Origin of the sequence: Funiculus sociatus GB2-C1 (assembly GCF_039962115.1) — a bacterium.
GTDB classification, from domain to species: domain Bacteria; phylum Cyanobacteriota; class Cyanobacteriia; order Cyanobacteriales; family FACHB-T130; genus Funiculus; species Funiculus sociatus.
The window spans coordinates 105,149-123,187 of the sequence record NZ_JAMPKJ010000008.1 but is presented as its reverse complement, the minus strand read 5'-3'; the positions used below and the strand labels follow the sequence as shown (position 1 = coordinate 123,187).

The 18,039-nt window shown below is 45.7% G+C and carries 14 protein-coding genes; 2 read left to right on the top strand and 12 right to left on the bottom strand.

Going from position 1 to position 18,039, the window contains the following annotated elements; genetic code table 11:
- Nucleotides 1-85: 85 nt before the first annotated feature.
- From NDI42_RS06290 to NDI42_RS06280, 3 genes are all read right to left on the bottom strand, one after another.
- Nucleotides 86-940, bottom strand: a complete 855-nt coding sequence (locus tag NDI42_RS06290; protein WP_190460372.1) for a hypothetical protein — start codon at nucleotides 938-940, stop codon at nucleotides 86-88.
- Nucleotides 941-1,021: 81 nt separating this feature from the next.
- On the bottom strand, nucleotides 1,022-1,882 hold the full coding sequence (locus NDI42_RS06285) for an SDR family oxidoreductase (RefSeq protein WP_190460371.1): 861 nt from the start codon (nucleotides 1,880-1,882) through the stop codon (nucleotides 1,022-1,024).
- Nucleotides 1,883-2,292: 410 nt separating this feature from the next.
- Entirely contained in the window at nucleotides 2,293-3,834 is a 1,542-nt protein-coding gene (locus tag NDI42_RS06280; protein WP_190460370.1) for an FAD-dependent oxidoreductase, read from the bottom strand.
- 297 nt (nucleotides 3,835-4,131) lie between these two features.
- Between NDI42_RS06280 and cax the strand changes: the two genes are divergently transcribed.
- Entirely contained in the window at nucleotides 4,132-5,229 is a 1,098-nt protein-coding gene (gene cax, locus NDI42_RS06275) for a calcium/proton exchanger (protein ID WP_190460369.1), read from the top strand.
- A gap of 112 nt (nucleotides 5,230-5,341) precedes the next feature.
- Here cax and NDI42_RS06270 read toward each other — a convergent pair whose 3' ends face one another.
- The 7 genes from NDI42_RS06270 to NDI42_RS06240 form a co-directional block, all read right to left on the bottom strand.
- A complete protein-coding gene (locus NDI42_RS06270; protein WP_190460367.1) occupies nucleotides 5,342-5,941 on the bottom strand; it encodes a DJ-1/PfpI family protein in 600 nt (199 codons plus the stop codon).
- Between the two features lie 19 nt (nucleotides 5,942-5,960).
- Complete coding sequence (locus NDI42_RS06265; RefSeq protein ID WP_190460365.1) at nucleotides 5,961-7,085, bottom strand: serpin family protein; 1,125 nt, start codon at nucleotides 7,083-7,085, stop codon at nucleotides 5,961-5,963.
- 56 nt (nucleotides 7,086-7,141) lie between these two features.
- Nucleotides 7,142-7,570, bottom strand: coding sequence for a TIGR02588 family protein (locus NDI42_RS06260; protein ID WP_190460363.1), 429 nt, complete (start codon nucleotides 7,568-7,570; stop codon nucleotides 7,142-7,144).
- On the bottom strand, nucleotides 7,567-8,448 hold the full coding sequence (locus tag NDI42_RS06255; RefSeq protein ID WP_190460361.1) for a TIGR02587 family membrane protein: 882 nt from the start codon (nucleotides 8,446-8,448) through the stop codon (nucleotides 7,567-7,569). The genes NDI42_RS06260 and NDI42_RS06255 overlap by 4 nt, the downstream gene beginning before the upstream one ends.
- Nucleotides 8,449-8,694: 246 nt before the next feature.
- Nucleotides 8,695-9,624 carry a peptidoglycan recognition protein family protein gene (locus NDI42_RS06250; RefSeq protein WP_190460359.1) on the bottom strand — a complete coding sequence of 310 codons (930 nt, stop codon included), beginning with the start codon at nucleotides 9,622-9,624 and terminating at the stop codon, nucleotides 8,695-8,697.
- A 143-nt stretch (nucleotides 9,625-9,767) separates the two neighbouring features.
- Complete coding sequence (locus NDI42_RS06245) at nucleotides 9,768-10,220, bottom strand: nitrate reductase associated protein (RefSeq protein ID WP_190460357.1); 453 nt, start codon at nucleotides 10,218-10,220, stop codon at nucleotides 9,768-9,770.
- A gap of 537 nt (nucleotides 10,221-10,757) precedes the next feature.
- Nucleotides 10,758-12,113 (bottom strand): chloride channel protein, encoded by a 1,356-nt coding sequence (locus NDI42_RS06240; protein ID WP_190460355.1) that lies wholly within the window; start codon nucleotides 12,111-12,113, stop codon nucleotides 10,758-10,760.
- A 711-nt stretch (nucleotides 12,114-12,824) separates the two neighbouring features.
- Between NDI42_RS06240 and NDI42_RS06235 the strand changes: the two genes are divergently transcribed.
- The gene (locus tag NDI42_RS06235; RefSeq protein WP_190460353.1) at nucleotides 12,825-13,325 is read left to right on the top strand and encodes a hypothetical protein; all 501 of its coding nucleotides are present in this window, start codon (nucleotides 12,825-12,827) and stop codon (nucleotides 13,323-13,325) included.
- Between the two features lie 174 nt (nucleotides 13,326-13,499).
- Here NDI42_RS06235 and NDI42_RS06230 read toward each other — a convergent pair whose 3' ends face one another.
- Complete coding sequence (locus NDI42_RS06230; protein ID WP_190460351.1) at nucleotides 13,500-15,008, bottom strand: NarK family nitrate/nitrite MFS transporter; 1,509 nt, start codon at nucleotides 15,006-15,008, stop codon at nucleotides 13,500-13,502.
- Nucleotides 15,009-15,772: 764 nt separating this feature from the next.
- Nucleotides 15,773-17,995, bottom strand: coding sequence for a molybdopterin oxidoreductase family protein (locus NDI42_RS06225; protein ID WP_190460349.1), 2,223 nt, complete (start codon nucleotides 17,993-17,995; stop codon nucleotides 15,773-15,775).
- Between the last annotated feature and the right edge of the window lie 44 nt (nucleotides 17,996-18,039).

The window sequence follows — 18,039 nt, the reverse complement described above, 5'->3', positions numbered from 1 at the left end:
TAACTACTATAAGTAGTTAGGGTTAAGAAAAGAGGGGGATGCGATCGCATCCCCCTCTTTTTTTTAATGGACAGCCTGGTTTTGACTACTGAGCGCGTTGAATGTAAGTTTCTACATTGCGAATCGCTTGTGTAGCATAAGAATCGTTAGGACGTGCCTGAAGCGCTCTTCTAAAGTTAATCAAAGCAGTTTGGTAGTCTCCTCTTTGGGTTGCAGCGTACCCAATTCTCATGGATTGAGTATAATTCTGCGCTCGATTGGATGGCCCATTGCTCGGAGTAGAGGCACCGGGAGTTGTTGTACCTGCGCCACCAGGAGTTGTTGTGCCACCGGGAGTTGTTGTACCTGTACCACCGGGAGTAGTTATACCTGTACCACCAGGAGTTGTTGTGCCACCGGGAGTTGTTGTACCTGCGCCACCGGGAGTAGTTATACCTGTACCACCAGGAGTTGTTGTGCCACCGGGAGTTGTTGTACCGCCAGGAGTTGTTGTACCTGCGCCACCAGGAGTTGTTGTGCCACCGGGAGTTGTTGTACCTGTACCACCAGGAGTTGTTGTCGTACCACCGGGAGTTATTGCGCCACCGGGAGTTGTTGTCGTACCACTGGGAGTTGTTGTACCACCGGGAGTTGTCCTTCCCGGAGTTGTTGTGCCACCGGGAGTTGTCGTACCTACACCACCGGGAGTTGTTGTGCCACCGGGAGTTGTTGTGCCACTGGGAGTTGTCCTTCCCGGAGTAGTGGTGCTACCGGGAGTTGTAGTCGTGCCACCGGGAGTAGTCTGAGCTAATAATTCTCTACTTTTGCCAGTAGAATTAGCACTACTACTGACTTCATTCAGAGATGCCAATGCTGGAAAACTGAGTAAAACACTAGCGCTGGCAACTCCGAGCAAGCTGAAAAGCGTTTTGATAGAATTTTTCTGATTTCGGGTATTCATGGTAATCTTTTGAGTTTTTTTCAGTAAGGCAGACAAGATGCTTGCCTTACTTTGAACGAGTAATGAGACTGTCTTAAATTGTTAGCCGTTGACGACTTCGCCGCCGTTGGGATGCAGAATCTGACCTGACATATAAGAAGAGTCATCCGATGCCAAAAAGACATAGCTTGGTGCAAGTTCTTCGGGTTGTCCAGCCCGCTTCATTGGCACTTGTTCACCAAAGTTTGCAACTTTTTCTTCTGGGAAAGTTGAGGTAATTAGCGGTGTCCAGATGGGGCCTGGTGCCACGCCATTAACGCGAATTCCTTTTTCAACTAAGGATTGAGAGAGCGATCGCGTAAAGGCAACAATTGCCCCTTTAGTGGAGGAATAGTCGAGCAACTGCTGATTTCCTTTATAAGCCGTTACCGAAGTAGTGTTGATAATCGCGCTGCCTTCTTTGAGGTATTTGAGTGCAGCTTTGGTCATGAAAAACATTGAGAAAATATTGGTGCGGAAAGTGCGCTCTAACTGTTCGGCTGTGATATCTTCAATGCTTTGTTGAGGATGCTGTTCGGCAGCATTGTTGACGAGAATATCAAGTTTTCCAAATTCGTCAACTGTCTGTTGTACAGCTTGTTGACAAACTTTCTCGTCGCCAATATCGCCAGGAATTGTGATACATTTACGCCCTTCTTGTTCGATTAATCGCTTGGTTTCTTCGGCATCATCGTGTTCGTTTAAGTATGCGATCGCAACATTGGCTCCTTCTTTAGCAAAAAAGATAGCAACCGCACGACCAATACCGCTATCACCACCAGTAATCAGCGCTACTTTGTCGCGTAACTTATCACTACCGCGATATTTAGGATCGTCGGACTTGGGTTTTGGTGTCATTTCTGACTCAGTACCCGGTCGATGATCTTGATGCTGGGGTGGCTGTAAGGTTTGCTCTGGTGACATACAATTCTCCTTGCGCGTGAGTGAACTTTTAAATTGAAAAAAACCGTTCCCTTGAATTACCCTCAATTCAAGATTAAAGTTTGCATAGATATAGACATCTATATCTATGCTTGATTTGGGATAACCTTGTCACAATAGACATCTATACTTCAAAGCGCTCAGCTCTAAAGTTGCATCCCATCTTGGTAATAATTAAGTAGAGAAAGCGACAAAACCGGACAACTTATTGCTACTTTTGCACCAAAAAAGCATTTATCCTACGGATTAAACTTCTTTCTACATACGATGCTGAGTTACAGCTAGATTATCCTCATCTAATGCACGGTTGTTTGTGTTTGTCACTGTTAAACACTAGCAACCGCTCAAAGGGAGTTTATCAACCTGTGGGTTGAAACCGAAAAACTATCTACTCAACCTTTGGATGTATAACTATTGGGAAGTTGTTTTTGATCCAAATCATTAATTGGCGGCCCATTTAATACCTCACCCGTAGGGCTGAAACGTCCTCCGTGGCAAGGACAATCCCAGGTATTTTCGGCGTTGTTCCAGCTAACAATGCATCCAGCATGGGTACACACTGGAGACAGAGAGCAGAGATAACCAGTTTCATCGCGGTAAACGGCATATTTTTTCCCGTCGATGTCAAGAATTTTGCCCTCGCCTACTTGAACTTCAGACGGTTCCTCTCCATCCGACTTGAATAACCTGTCAGCGATAAAGTGCTTGGCAACTCCCAAATTTTCTGTGACAAACTTTTGGGCGCTGGCGAGGAGGTTGACGCGGTTAGGGTCAAAAACTTCGCTCCAGGGGTTTTCGCGCTCCAAGATGAGGTCGCTGACGAGCATTCCGCCAACGGTGCCGAAGGTCATGCCGTTGCCAGAATAGCCTGTAGCAATGTAAATGTGAGAGTGGGCTGCGGTTTTGCCGATGTAGGGTATGCCATCGACTGGTTCGTAAAGTTGGGCTGACCAGCGATAATCGATGGATGCGACATCAAAATGCGATCGCGCATACGCTTCCAAATGCCGAAAACAATCCTCGGTATCCACATCCTCCCCTGTCTTATGGTCTTCACCGCCGACAATCAGCAAATCTTTGTAGCTGCGCGTGTAATGATAAGGCTCATCTGTATCCCAAAATAAACCGGACGGTAAGGCTGAATTCAACCGCACGCCCAGCACGTAAGAACGATACGGCGCAATTTTTGTAGTCATTACATACAAGTCTGGGAGACTCGATAAGTCATGAATTGGCGTATGAGTAGCAATAATGACATTTTGAGCCGTCACAGTACCTTGTTCGGTAGAAACCCGACTCGGTTTGTCGCCAGTAATATCGACAACAAACGAATTTTCAAAAATGAAGCTTTCGCCGTCTTTGGTAATAGCCTTAGCGAGTCCTTGCAGGTAACTAAGAGAATTGAACTGCCCTTGATTTGGGAACAACACCGCAGATTCTACTCCGAATGGCAGTGGCACATCTTTTGTCAAAGCACTAGGAATTCCCAACTTACTTGCTGCTTCCGCCTCTGATTCAATTTCAGAAACATCTGGAGATTTCTGGGTGTAAAGATATCCCGGCACTCGCTCAAAATCGCAATCAATTTGCTCCTCACTCACAAATTGAGCAATACGTTCAATTGCTGCCCGACTAGATTCCGCTACCAGTTTGGCATTTTCTTCCCCCAGCGAAGAAATCAAATCTTTGTAACGTTCGTCAGCAGCTTCGGTGATGTGTGCAGTCGTGTATCCTGTGACACCGCTACCAATTTGCGATGCTTCAATAACAGCAACCGTTAATCCAGCGCGTTTCAGCAGCAAGGCAGCAGTTAAGCCAGTGATACCGCCGCCAACAATGGCAACATCTACATAAATATCATCTGCTAATTGGGGAAAAGAAATGCCTGTAGTAGTGTCCAGCCAAACAGATACAGATGTCCCAGGTAAAGTCATTAAGTGTTCTCCTTGCAAAGGATAATTTGATACCTTTTTATGGGATAACGTTGTAGGTACTACTTAGGGATCGGCTACTAGAAGTAATTCCACACTGGTAGTGTTCCAGAGGAACTGTGTAAACAGCTAGATGATTTTTAGCAAGTTTTAGGCAGCTTCGCTTTTATCTCTCTTACCTGTCGGTTCTGGCGCGCCTCTGCGGTTGATTTTTTTTCAATCGCACCTACCCTACTACTTGTCACTTGGTGCAGGATCTCGGTTAAAGTGGCAATGCCCTTAAATTACCGCCAGAACTCTATGAAAATAAAGAAATTAATTTCTTTGGGACTGTTAATCTTTATCCCCATCTCAATTGCAGCGGAATTTTTTAAATGGGGTACGCTGAGTGTATTCATCACATCAGCTATAGCCATTGTACCCTTAGCGATTTGGTTAAGCACTGCCACTGAAGAAGTAGCTGTCGTTACTGGCCCTTCTATTGGCGCTTTGTTAAATGCAGTTTTTGGGAATGCGACTGAGTTAATTATTGCTTTAGTTGCCCTAAATGCAGGATTGGTTGATATTGTGAAAGCAAGTATTACTGGCACGATTATCAGTAACTTACTGCTAGTAATGGGACTTTCCATGCTTTTAGGAGGTCTGCGCTACAAGGAACAGGATTTTAAACCAATTGTGGCGCGGGTGAATGGTTCCTCGATGACGCTAGCAGCGATCGCTATCATCTTACCTACAACAGTAATCTACACCTCAAATGGGGTAGAACCTACAGCGATTCGCAATCTCTCCCTCACAGTAGCTACAGTTTTAATCGTAGTTTATGCTCTAACGCTGCTGTTTTCCTTGAAAACTCACAGCTATCTTTACGATGTGGGATTACTAGACTTAGAGGCAGAAACGTCGCATGATTCTGGAGGTGAGGCGACTGAACACAAGCCGAATTTATGGCTGTGGATGGGTGTTTTAGTTGCCGCTACTATTGGGGTTGCTTTTGAGTCGGAGATTTTTGTCGGAGTTGTAGAGGAAACAACAAAACAACTGGGTTTAACTCCACTTTTTACAGGTGTGATTCTTTTGCCTTTAGTTGGCGGTGCAGCAGAATATGTAACGGCGGTTAGTGTAGCACTGAAAAATAATATGGATCTATCGGTTTCTGTAGCGATGGGTTCCAGCTTGCTAGTTGCCTTACTTGTAGCGCCGATTTTAGTTTTGGTAGGTGTGATAATTGGTCAACCAATGGATTTGAATTTCAATCCTTTTGAAGTGGTGGCAGTAGCGATCGCAGTTATAGTTGCCAATCTTATCAGTCTAGACGGACGTTCTAATTGGTTAGAAGGGGTGCTACTTTTGGCTACTTACACAATTCTAGGAGCAGCTTTCTACTTCCATCCAGCGTAATAAAATACGATCCCCCCAACCCCCCTTTTTAAGGGGGGCTAATAAGAACTTCACCCCCTAAAAAAGGGGGCTAGGGGGGAGCAAATTTGTTGCATCAAAACGGGAGAATATATCACGCGATCGCCATCTCTGGATGTTCAATTTTCGTTCCCATAAGTTTCATAAATTCCGCCAACCAGCGGGGATGTGCAGGCCATGCTGGTGCTGTCACCAAATTACCATCAACCATCGCCTCATCTGGGGGAATATGCACATAAAGACCCCCGGCGCGGCATACATCTGGCCCGCAGGCGGGATAAGCCGTGCAACTTTTGCCTTCTAAAACCCCAGCAGCCGCCAAAACTTGTAACCCGTGACAAATTGCAGCAATAGGTTTATTTGTTTCGGAAAAGTGGCGGGTTATTTCTAATACTTTCTCGTTCAGACGAATATACTCTGGCGCACGTCCACCAGGAATTACCAAAGCGTCATATTCTGTCGCTTCCACTTCATCAAAAGTAGCGTTTAAGATGAAGTTGTGACCTGGTTTTTCGCTATAAGTTTGGTCGCCTTCAAAGTCGTGAATCGCTGTCCGCACTTTTTCCCCAGATTTCTTGTTGGGGCAGATAGCATGGACGGTGTAACCAACCATTTGCAATGCTTGGAAGGGAACCATCACTTCGTAGTCTTCCACAAAGTCGCCCACAATCATTAATATTTTCTTTGCAGCCATTTTCTGTACTCCTGCTTTATTAATCGGATGTTGGAGATTTTGGCTCCACGATTGAACCCATAAATAGCACAGTTCCAGTTTGATTGTCCCGGATGCAGCAGAAGAATGGGCGGTCAACAATCATGGTAAAAGCCGGTGCTGAAAGCCCTCTTTGCATCTCCACAGCAGTGACGGCGGCGGCTTCGGTGCCTTCTTCGTTGACTTCTAGAAAGGTTTTGTGGATAACCTTTCCCACACAGACGGGTTCCGCACACATCTGGTCAAAATTTCCCTCCTCAAAAGCTGCTCCCATGCCTAAGGCAATCAGGGCATCTTTGAGTTGTACTTCATACTCCAATTGAAAGCGAGGTAAGATGACCTTTCCTTTCATTTTGTCGAACTGGTTCATCCATTTATCCCAGTTCTCAGCGTTCAGATTGGTGTGGAATGCTTCCAGGCTTGAGTCTTGATCTGGGAGGAAGATATACATACTCACCCGTCCAGTACCATAAGGCAAGCTGACCGCCTGAAAGTTATCACCCCGGTAGTAGCGGTGGTCGGTTTCGTCCAGAGACATCATCGGGTGCTGTTTGGGCGTGCCATAAAGCAGGGTAAAAACTCTATTGTGCGTATTTTTTTTGTCGAAAGGGTTTGTCCAAATACCTTTGAAATAGATGGCGTTGATCAGGATTAAAATAGTTTGGGGATTGAGTTTCTTGAGTATTGTCTCGATTTTGCCGTTGGTATTTTCGCTCACCCAGTTGTTAATAGTTGCCAGGGAATCGGCAGCACTAAAGTCGAGATTGGTAACTTTAGCTTTGTAGAAATCCTGAGTGCGTTCTAAAAAATCCCGCTTAAACGGGAATTCCTGCTGCGCCCAGAGTGAATTAGCGATCGCTAACTCTACCTGATCGTCCAAATTTTCTAGCGTCTTCAAAAGCTGTGCGTTAGCTTTGTTGACTTGTAGCAAGCTCATTTCTTGCAATTCCAAAGCGATTGCCATTGCCGCTTGTGTCTGTCCCACAGCACCGTTATAGGTCATTGCCAGAGCGATACCAACACTTGCTGGCGAGACAAAGATGTTTTTGTCAGGTTCCTGTTTTGTAAGTTTCCCAAAAAGCTTAAAGGCAAATCTAGTGTTAGCAGCGACAATTTTATTTTTCATCAGCTAACTTTTCCTACTCATAACTAGGCGATTTAAAGCTGGCAATAATTAAATTTTTAAGGTAATTTGTAGCTGGCAACTCGCAAGATTAATTCGCCTTCTCGTGGGTTGCGGCTAAAGATAAATGCGCCTTCTTGTTTTTCACCGCCGGAGAGAAAGTCGATATTCTGTTCCCCAGTTTCCTCCACTTCCCCATTGACGCGCAACTCGGCGATAATCTGCACTGATTCGGCTGTTTCTCCGCCAGAGTTAATAATTTCAAATGGGACGTAAAATTGCCCTTGGGCTTGCCTAATTTCAATGTTGGGCGTGACAGATAGAACTGGTGGACGATCTTTATCGTTAACCCAGTTATAAAGGACCAGTCCGACGAGCGCGGCCAAAATAGATATAGCTATACCAAAGGTAGTCCATTCCGCAGGCGATCGGTGCGGTTGCTTTTCCTCTTTTTCTGATGGATTGCTGTCTTGATTTGTCTGAGTCATACTGCTAACCTTCCGGCAGCACCGCCAATCGTTGCTGGTAGCCCTAGTAACAATGTGTAACTCAACCAAGTTTGCCACGGATCGTCAAAGCTTAATTTGTGGAAGAACCACAACATTAATGTTGCGGCAAAAAGCGACACTAAATAGGACATAACAGTTTCACTCAGGGGGCGCTGGAAAAGACCTCGCTGCTTGATACGCTTGCCTTCACCAGTAAAGCCAGCCTGAAACACGATGCCATAAGAAATCAGCAGCGATGCGGCGATAATAGCCAGTTGCCAAGGGGGTGAGGAGGCGGCGGCAAGCATTGGTACTTCGTCAGTCGGCGCAATATTAAAACCAACGATGGTGGCACCAATTAAAGTGGCACCGATGTCTGCAAGGGTGGCATTCATGCTGGTTTGGTTTGGGGGTGGAGGCGTATCCTGACCATCTGAAGGCTGATAGCGATCGCCACTCAACAAGGCACGAGAAAGCGCCACGCCTAGCGAAAATGGGATACCCTCGAAAATCGCTTTTCCCACTGCCTCACTCAAAGAGGTATCCTGGGTGATTTCGCGCAACAAAATCAGGAGAATAGTAGCGCAGACGATGCCGATAGCGATCGCCTCCACGCTATCCATCAGTGCATCACTTGCTTTAATTCCCTTGGCTTTGCGGAATCCTTCCGTGCGAGTTAGCATAAAAACTGCAACAAAACTGGATGCGATCGCCCCCAAAAGTACGGGCGGTTTGGTAAACGATCCTATCCACCAAACTTCCATCGTATACAGCAGCGGAATTCCAAATAAAAACCCACCCGCTGCGCCCCGAATTAGGTCGTTGCATTCCTTCGACCATATATTTTCGGGTTTACGTTTTCGCGTGTGTTTGTACATGATGAAAATTTTAAAAAATGCTACCTCTAAATGGCATCCACTTTTAGGTATAGGGTGCGGTAGTCGCAACGTGACATCGCCCTTAAATTTTAAAGAAAACTCTAATATTTAGATTTATTACTCGTTTCCTGCTTACCTTAATAACGAAGGTTGTGAGGCTTTGTATTCTGCTTATTGCCCCTACCATATGTAAATTTTCCTTAATTGAAATTCTGTAGGGCGAGCATTGCCCACCCTACTCAATTACTACTTTTGGTTACGCCATCTTTTGGCAAACTCTTCCAGAGTTGCTTTAGGAATTTGCGTTTGCAGCCACTCCATCGCATCATCTTGATGAGGCAACCCCTGGTAATATTTACACATATTAACCAGATTAATTGGAGGGGGTGTAGCAGGTTTTGTTAACGCATTCCAGGTAGTAGTACCAACAATTCCATCAGCCTTTAGCCCTTGCGACTTTTGAAAAGCAATTACAGCGGTTTCTGTACCGCTACCGAAACTCCCGTCAATTGGGCCAGGATTAAAGCCTCTGTCTTTCAACAACTGCTGCAACTCTTTTACTTTTGCACCACTAGATCCTACCCTTAAAGAATCATCACTTAGCGGCACGCCTCCTGTAGACAACTTTTGGCGCACAGCTTGACGTAAACGTGGCAGTTGAGCATATAGCCAATCACCAGGACAATCAGTAGCAGAAAAGTCTCGATGTCCTTTGATATTGTCAGGGGAAATTTTGCAGGAATCGCAAATCGAAACACATAATTCCACTAAGCTATTCCATTGTTTTTCGCCCATTTGGTAGGTCATGAACCTGCCTTCATTTTCTATCCCCGGCGATTCGTTACCAACCGGGTTGCCAGAATGAGCTGATTTAACGCACAAACCCCGTTTTACTTTTGCTAAAGAACCCTGTCTTCCTTCTAAAAGAATGCCCCCAGTTGTGTTTAAAAAGTTGTGTCCGGAATCATCCCATCCAAAAACATCCATATGTGTATTCTGGACACTTTTGGCAAATCTTTTAGCTCCATCCACAGTTGCTTTCGAGATATCGCTTGGGGAATTTGGCGTATCGGTGTGGTGGATAATAACGTATTTAGGCACTGTTTCGGCAGGCCACTTTTTAGGAGGTCTGGCTCCCCATTCTTGGGATGAAATGACGCTAGCGGTGAAAGGCATTTTGATACTTCCTCTAATGCTTACTGGCAGAGAAATGAGCCTAACTACTAAAGTCTGAGCATTTTTCTCTAAGCGCCTCATTTTTAACCAAATAATTATGCTGTAGCAAGGTTGGAGGAAGATTTTTTACATTTCTTGATGCCTTACATTAAGTGAAATTCCTTGAGTGCTGGTAAAAAGTTCATGTTTTCGTGGCTGGGGCGACTGAGTTTAATTAGGGCAAAGCGTTGGGCGGGAGTCAAGGCTACCCACTGTTGGGGTGTCACCGTTACCCCAAATTCAGCTGCTTTTTCCTGAATGCTATCTGGCACGTTGATTGCATCCATCCAGGGAGGGTGAGGTTCTACTGGCAAGTCAGTTGGGGGAATGCCTGTGTGTTCGATAACGCGCTGGTGGAGAAATTGGCGATATGCTTGAATTTCGTCTGGTGTGGTGCAGGGCATATCTACCACAGATTGACGCTCAGCTTGGCTAAATTGGTGCCAGTGGGGTAATTTTAATTTTACGCCGCAAGTGTCTAATTTCATCCGCACTTGCATGGGAATGCAGCGTAGGGAATCTACGAAGTCTGCTTCAAATTGAAAGAAATCAGCCATTTGATTTTAGAGTTTGGATTTTGGATTTTGAAGGAATTTTTGGGAGGTTAATTCTTCCCAAAACAACGCGCGTGATTTTGCGAACATCGGATTTGTTCATTGCTCCGACGATTGCCAAAACTGAAGTTAAGGATAATTGTAAAGTTAGGGAGCCACCCCCGTGCGCGGGTTTCCCTCGTGAGAGACGTGGCGTTTGAGAAACTAATAGCAATTCACTTTTTTACCGCTAAGCTAATGGCTTTTCTTAGACCCCTGTCTTGCCCGAAGATTTGGGTAAGTCAACTTAACGTTAGCTTGGCGGTTGAAACCGCAGCTAGACAAACAAAACCCGCCTGCGCGGGTTAAAAGAACCTTGATATTTCGTCAGTCCGCGTTTGCTTTAGCGTTCCCGAAGGGTAGGCGGACTTCGTTTGTTTAGCCGCGACTTCCAGTCGCCAGGGCTTAAGTTGACGCAAATGAGCATTGCCATGTCCCTACCAAGGTGACAAAAACAAAAGAACTGCGATATATTCCACCCGGCTGAGAAACGCTACATTCTTAAGTATTTGCAATGCCAGCAGCTAATCTTACTTCCTGGGCTTCTCCGCCAAAGACAGTACGCGATCGCTGTGTTTTAATCAATGATACTTGAGTGGTCAACAGGAAACTCACAAAACTGGCAATTACCAGCACTGGAACCATCGCGGTATCGGAGAGTACGCCCAAAATCACAGTGGTACTGATGGGCGTTTTTGTCACCGCCACATTCACCGCCGCCATCATGCAAATCATCCCAATTGTCGGATGGATTTCCGGGAAAGCCAGTGAAATAGCTAAACCCACCGCTGCACCAATGTAAAACAGTGGAAAGATGAATCCACCCCGGAAACCGGAGTGCAGGGTGCAACATACCGCTAACATTTTCGCAAAAGCGATCGCAAGCAACATCGTCATCCCAAAAGTAGAACCTGTTTCAACGACGGTTTGAATTTCTTTCTCGCCAAAAAACAGCGTTTGGGGGAAAACCAAAGCAATCAAACCAATTGATAATCCTCCCAGCGTGGCAAGTAGAATCGTCTGGTGTCGCAGGTACTCACTCAGATGCCCGACCATCCGGAACAGATAAATAAAGATAACAGCAATTAGCGCCCCTAATATTCCTAGAATTGCACCCTGAGCTAAATTAGTTAGCGACAGTTTCGGAATAGCGGCAAAGTGGTACATCCCACCAATCGTTAACCCGGTATTAAACCGAAACACAACAAAGCTCAAAATCGCTGAAAGTACGGCTGGGATTAGGGCTTCGTAGTATTCCAAGCCTCGACGATGGGGAAGTTCCAAGGCGAAGAGTGCGCCACCAAGAGGCGCACCGAAGAAGGCTCCAAGGGCAGCACTCATCCCGCAAAAGGTCAGCACGCGGGTTGCTGTTAGGGTCAGGTGGAGCTTTTGACCAAGCCAGCCGCCAAAACTGCCATTAATCTGTACAAGTGGGGCTTCTGGGCCAGCGCTACCGCCTGCGGTAATCGAAAATAAGGATGCTAGAATCATCGCTGGAGTTTGGCGCACAGAAATTCGCCCTGGATCGTGTACCTTATCGACGACAAAGGCAACTTCACCGGGAAGTCCCATTAAGTGCAGCGTGACACCAACCAGAAATCCGCCAATGGTAGTGGCAATCCACACGTAATTCCATGCGGGGAAGTTGCTGGGGAAGTAGGGGTTGAGAACATCAGGAAGTGTGTGCCAGACAAAATGTAAACTTCCTTCCAGCACGTAGTAGTAAGCTGTTGCAACTAATCCTCCAGCAATGCCAATTACTGCGGCACAAAGGATTGTTTGCTGGTAGGTAAGTTCGCGATCGCTACTTTCTGGTGTATCGGTCGCCGTTGTTTGAGATTGAGCATTTGATGACATGAAATATCCTCAATTTTAGTAGCCATCGAATCAAAAGAGTTTCTCGTTTGTAGTTGGAGACAAAGAACGAGGGGAAAAATTGCTAATGCCCGATTATTGCTGCATCGTCCAGGAAATCTTCCTAATTAACTATCTGGGGTTCTTTGAGAAGAAATCCGCTGTTTCTCCCCAGACAGTTGAGAGGATGTCCCAGAAGTGTCAAAAGTTAGCTTGATCCCCCAACCCCCCAATGAATTGGGGGGAGAATCAAGTCTTAGTCCCCCTTTTTCAGGGGGATGCAAGGGGGATCTCCACCGTCTAAGCGTCTCGGTTATGACTTTTCAGACATCCTCTGAAATAATGAATGGCCTTTTTCAAATCTCTAGACAATTAAACCTACCCAAGCAGTAAAAGTGAAAATGTATTGAAAGTAGCTTTTAGCGCTGAAGTTAAAAATAGATGACATAACCCAGATGCAAGTTTGGCATCCTGGTTAGCTCAAACGGCACTTTCCACAGACGCGATCGCTTCTCAACCCCAATACTGGGTTAAGACTCGCTCCCACCTAGCCTTTTCATCACTAACCGAGATGTATTGTTAGCAAGCCTTTCAGATCGGGACAATTCCAAAATTGACCTGATCTGGTGATGAATGTCTTGTCCCAGAAATGTACAATAGTATCAATGACTACAAAATACTTTTAAAATTTGTGCAGCGGGGAAGGCAGGGAAAATGGTTTTAGGTAAAACACAGGCACGGTTTAGCGCTTCCAGCTTGTCAAACAGTCCAACGGGCGTTCAATCAGTTAGAAAATTCAAATTTAATTTTCTAGCTGCGTGTTTAGTGGCTTCGGGATTGCTTGCTTCTGCGACAGGCGCATTTGCGGCTAGCGGAGAGCCGCTTTTAGATGCAGAACAGGTACAGCATTTATCCTGTGTAAAACAGGGAGAGCGTTTGCTGTGCGAGGTGGAAAAGACTAGCGATCGCGCCTCGGCTCCCAACCAAACACCTGAAAGCCTAAAATCATCTACTGTCACTATTAACTTGCAAATGCTCACTCCCCAAGAGCAAGAGTCACTTGCAAATATTCTTCTCTGGCTTACCTATCTTATTCCTAGTGGCGCTTGTGTAGGAATATTGTTGTATGACAAGTATTGCCTTCATCGCGCTACGGCTCTCAATCAGAAAATAGAGGTTTTGGAGAAGTTGTGGAAGCAAACTACCCAAAACTAATCCCTTGATAGCCTTCCACTTTTAGAAAAATAAGACTGAAGCCCGACGACTGTACGCGAGAGCCTGCGCTCTCTTCGCTTAATCTTGGCGCTCGCGTATAAAGCCCGCTTTCGCGGGCTTTGTTTGTGTAGCCACACCCTTGTAGGGTGTGGCTGTATTTGGTAGTAGTTGAAATTAATGTCGTTCCTGTTCGTGGGAAAAAACTTCAGTTTTTGGAGATAAAACTTCTGCTTCTTCACCTTCATGAGAGCCTTCCGGTTCTTTGAGGAAGAATGCACAAAAACTAGCTGCAATTAAGCCAACTAAGCCTAGCATCTGGAAAAAGATGCGATCGCCCGCAGCACCTTGAGGTAACAAGCTATATACAGTGAGGAAAATCACCGCCCCCACATTGCCGTAAGCACCGACGTTACCAGCAATTTGTCCCGTCACTCGCCGCTTAATCAGCGGGACAATCGCGTAAGTTGCCCCTTCTGCTGCCATTACAAAGAAGGAAGCAGTCATGGTCATAATTACTACAACCAAAAGCGGTATATTACCACCCAAACTGCTAAATACTAAATACCCAGTTCCAGTTCCTGCCAGTGTCGCCGCCAGCGTCCATTTCCGGCTGCCGATTTTGTCAGAAATCAAGCCACCTCCCGGACGAGCTACTAAGTTCATAAATGCGTAAGTTCCAGCAACTGCCCCAGCGATCGCCGCAGTTAAGCCAAAGCTTCTTTGAAAAAATGTAGGCAGCATGGAAACAACTGCAAGCTCAGAACCAAAACAAGCGAGGTAAGCCAATTCTAAATTAGCTACTTGAGAAAATTTGTAGCGTTCTTCAGCGGGATATCGTTTTGTACCATTCATCAAATTCTTATTGGCTTTCCAGCAATTGTAAGCCTGGAACGCATATAAGCAGACCAGCAGAAACCAAGCGGTATACAGTTGCGTAGTGTTGATGAAGTCAACTCGATTTAAACGCCAAGCAATTAAGCCCAAAACTCCCACTAAGGGAATGTTCATCAGCATCATAAACCAGAAATCTTTCTGGGTTGTGACTTCCATCCCCGCGCTGCTTTCTGGGCGCTCGTAAACTTTGCCGGGAGGTGTATTTTGGACGTTAAAGTAATAAATTACCCCGTAGATAGCAGAAACAATTCCGGTGAGTGCGATCGCAAACCGCCAGTTAACTTGACCCGCACTTAAAAAGGCGACGGCGGCGGCAATAGTCGGTAAAGTGAACGCAGCACCCGCCGACCCAAAGTTACCCCAGCCGCCATAAATACCTTCCGCTAAGCCAATTTCTTTGGCAGGAAACCACTCCGCCACCATTCGGATACCAATCACAAAGCCACACCCGACAATACTCAATGCTAAGCGGCTATAAACTAATTGTTCAAAGTTCTGTGCCAAGGCAAACGCTAAACAAGGTATGGCAGCATAAACTAGCAGGCATGAATAGGTAATCCGAGGGCCAAAGCGATCTAATATCATCCCCACAATAATTCTGGCTGGAACTGTGAGAGCGACATTACAAATAGCCAAAGTTCTAAGTTGTGGTTCCGTTAAACCGAAGTCTGCTTTTACTGCTGTGGCAAATGGGGCAAAGTTAAACCAAACCACAAATGTCAGAAAGAAAGCAAACCAGGTTAAGTGTAAGATGCGGTATCGACCGCTAAATGACCAGACTCCAGACATTTAAAAATCTCCTTTTTTAAAAAAAAGTACAACAATCTTCCTCTCACACAACTTAGTCAAAACAAAGTTTTTGTTTACCCGAAAACTAATTTTGAATGCTTAGGCTTTCTTTAATTGTTCAATATCAAATTTTTCTTTAGGGATTTGAGCTGAAATGCAGGTAATTAATTTCATTTTGTTCGGGAGAGGGCTTTCCTGTTAGATTAATTAGGTTTGTCTAGGATTTTCGTATACTCTGTTACCAAAGTTCAATTTATTTTTAAATCTCTTTTATTTTGATAATTGAATCTATTTTTATAATTATTAGTTAATCCAGTATTGCAATTTACGCAACCATTGGATGCAAAAAGTGCCTAATGCGTTGTGCTATACAACCCAAAAAGCCCAATTTGTGTTACCACACGTTGGCGCGTCCGAAGCGATCGCGTCCCTAAAAATCGCCTAATTTATAATCCAATACAGTTCACTGAAAGCTAAAAATCCCAACCCTACCTAGAGAATGGTTGAACAACGTGAAACCTAACAGCACTCATGAATTCCTTAGGTTTCCTTCTCACCCAACCACTCCCCAGGAACTAATTAGGGTTATAGGATACCAACAGCATCCGTTCCCAGAGCTTAACTTACAATTAATCTTGAGATAATAGAAAAGTTGCCACTATTTTGATGTTTTTGTTAACTCATATCTTCCACCTGCCCTAGCGTTTTTATTTTGATGCCATCCTTCCCTCCATTGCGGAGGGGTTGCGGAGGTAAAAGATTCCTCAAACCGAAATTGGTGGAGAAAAAGTCTCAGAGTAAGCGTTTGACGGCAGATATTCAGATGAATCCATCTGGGTAGCAACGGGTACAAGTTGCACCGCACAGGCTTTTAACTCTGGTTGCAGGGATTGAGGACAAGAGACTGGATGGGTAAGGGCGTTGGCTTCTGCCTTGTCTGCCCAAAGATAGCCCCAGTGTATGGGGACAAAGACAGTTCCGGGGGAAATTGTCTTTGTGACTTTGGCTGGAAATCGGGATGTACCGCGACGACTTCGGACTTCCAGCAAATCGTTCTCCTGAATACCCAGCTTTGTAGCATCGCGCGGATGAATCTCAATAAACGGATTCGGGTGCATCTGGGAAATTTTCTCAATGCGTCCAGTGCGGGTTTGAGTGTGCCAATGTCCGTAAAGTCTGCCAGTCGTGAGGACAAAGGGATAGTCTGGATCTGGTGGTTCTGCTAAACCCCGCGAATGATGGGCAACAAAACGCGCCCTTCCATCAGGCGTGGAAAAACGGAAATTTGTATACAGCCTTTTTACCGTGCTTGGTAAAGATTTGGGTTCTTTTTTGTCCGGTTCGGGCCATTGTATAGGGCCTTGTGCTGCTAGTCGTGCATGACTGATGCCAGTTTGTTCGCAGACGCGATCGCGTGTCAACTGCACAAATTCCGCATAAACTTCTGCTGAAGAAGTAAAAGCAAAGTGTTCAGCAAATCCCAAGCGACGACCGACTTCTGCAAAGATTTCCCAATCTGCTCTCGCCTGTCCTACTGGCGGACGGAAAGCTGGACAAAGCGTTACTACTCGCTCAGAATTGGTCATCGTTCCAGTTTTTTCGCCCCACTGCGCTGCTGGTAACAAAACGTGAGCAAATTCGGCAGTTTCTGTGGGATAGTAAGCGTCTTGATAGACAGTAAAAGGCGAAGTCTTAAGGGCGGCTTTTGTCCGTTCCAAATCCGGCATACTCACCGCTGGGTTAGTCGCCGCAATCCACAAAAATTCTACTTCTCCCGCCTCTAGTCCAGTAATAATTTCCCAAGCGCTGCGGCCGGGAACTGGCGAAATTTGCCCAGGTTGTAATCCCCAAAACTGCTCAACTTCAGTTCTGTGCTGCTCATTCTTCACCAAACGATACCCTGGCAAAAGATGAGCCAAACCGCCAACTTCCCTTCCTCCCATCGCGTTCGGCTGACCTGTCAGCGAAAAAGGGCCGCTTCCGGGAAAGCCAATTTGACCAGTCATGAGGTGCAAATTGATCAGACTGCACACTTTGGCGGTACCTTCTGAAGACTGGTTTAAACCCATTGTCCACATAGACAGCACACGCTTCGATTCAGCCCAAGCTTTTGCGGCTGTTATCAAGTCATGGATGGAAATACCGCATCGTTCAGAGACAACTTCCGGCGGATACTGCTGAATTACCTCAGTGTAGGATGGAAAACCTGTGGTGCATTCGTCTATAAATTCGATGTTGAGGCGGTTCCAGCGCAGCAGCAGATAAGCAATACCATTGAGTAGATCGATGTCTGTACCTGGTCGAATTGCCAGATGCAAATCTGCGGCCTCAGCTGTGGTAGTGCGGCGCGGATCGACCACAATCATTTTGACATTATTGTTTTGTTTGTGGTGTTTCCGCAGTCGGTTAAAGATAATCGGGTGACATTCTGCCGCATTGGAACCGATGATAAAGGCACAATCTGTTAATTCCAGGTCTTCGTAGCAACAGGGGGGGCCGTCTGAACCTAAGCTGTAATAATACCCGGCTGTGGCGGAAGACATACACAGACGCGAGTTGGTATCAAAGTTATTAGTACCCAAAATACCTTTAAAAAGTTTTTGGGCAAGATAATAATCTTCCGTGAGGAATTGACCGGAACCATAGAGGCAGATTGCATCTGCACCAGAGGTGTCACGCACAGTTTTAATGCGGCTTGCGATCGCATCTAAGGCTTCGTCCCAAGAGGCGCGACGGAAAGGTTCATCCAGGGAATCGCGCATCATTGGATACATCAGTCGGTCTTTACTGATGGACTCTGTAACTGTGGCTCCTTTGACACATACCATACCCTGACTCGAAGGATGAGCGCGATCGCCCCGAACTTTCCAGACAGGATTGCCTTTACTATCTCGATTCGTTTCCCGATTAGCTTGGGCTGGCGGCGAAACTTCTAAACCACACCCAACACCACAGTAAGGGCAGAGCGTTTTGATTAAATCACTCATATTATTAGTTATTTGTTATTGGTAATTAGTCATTTGCTAATGGC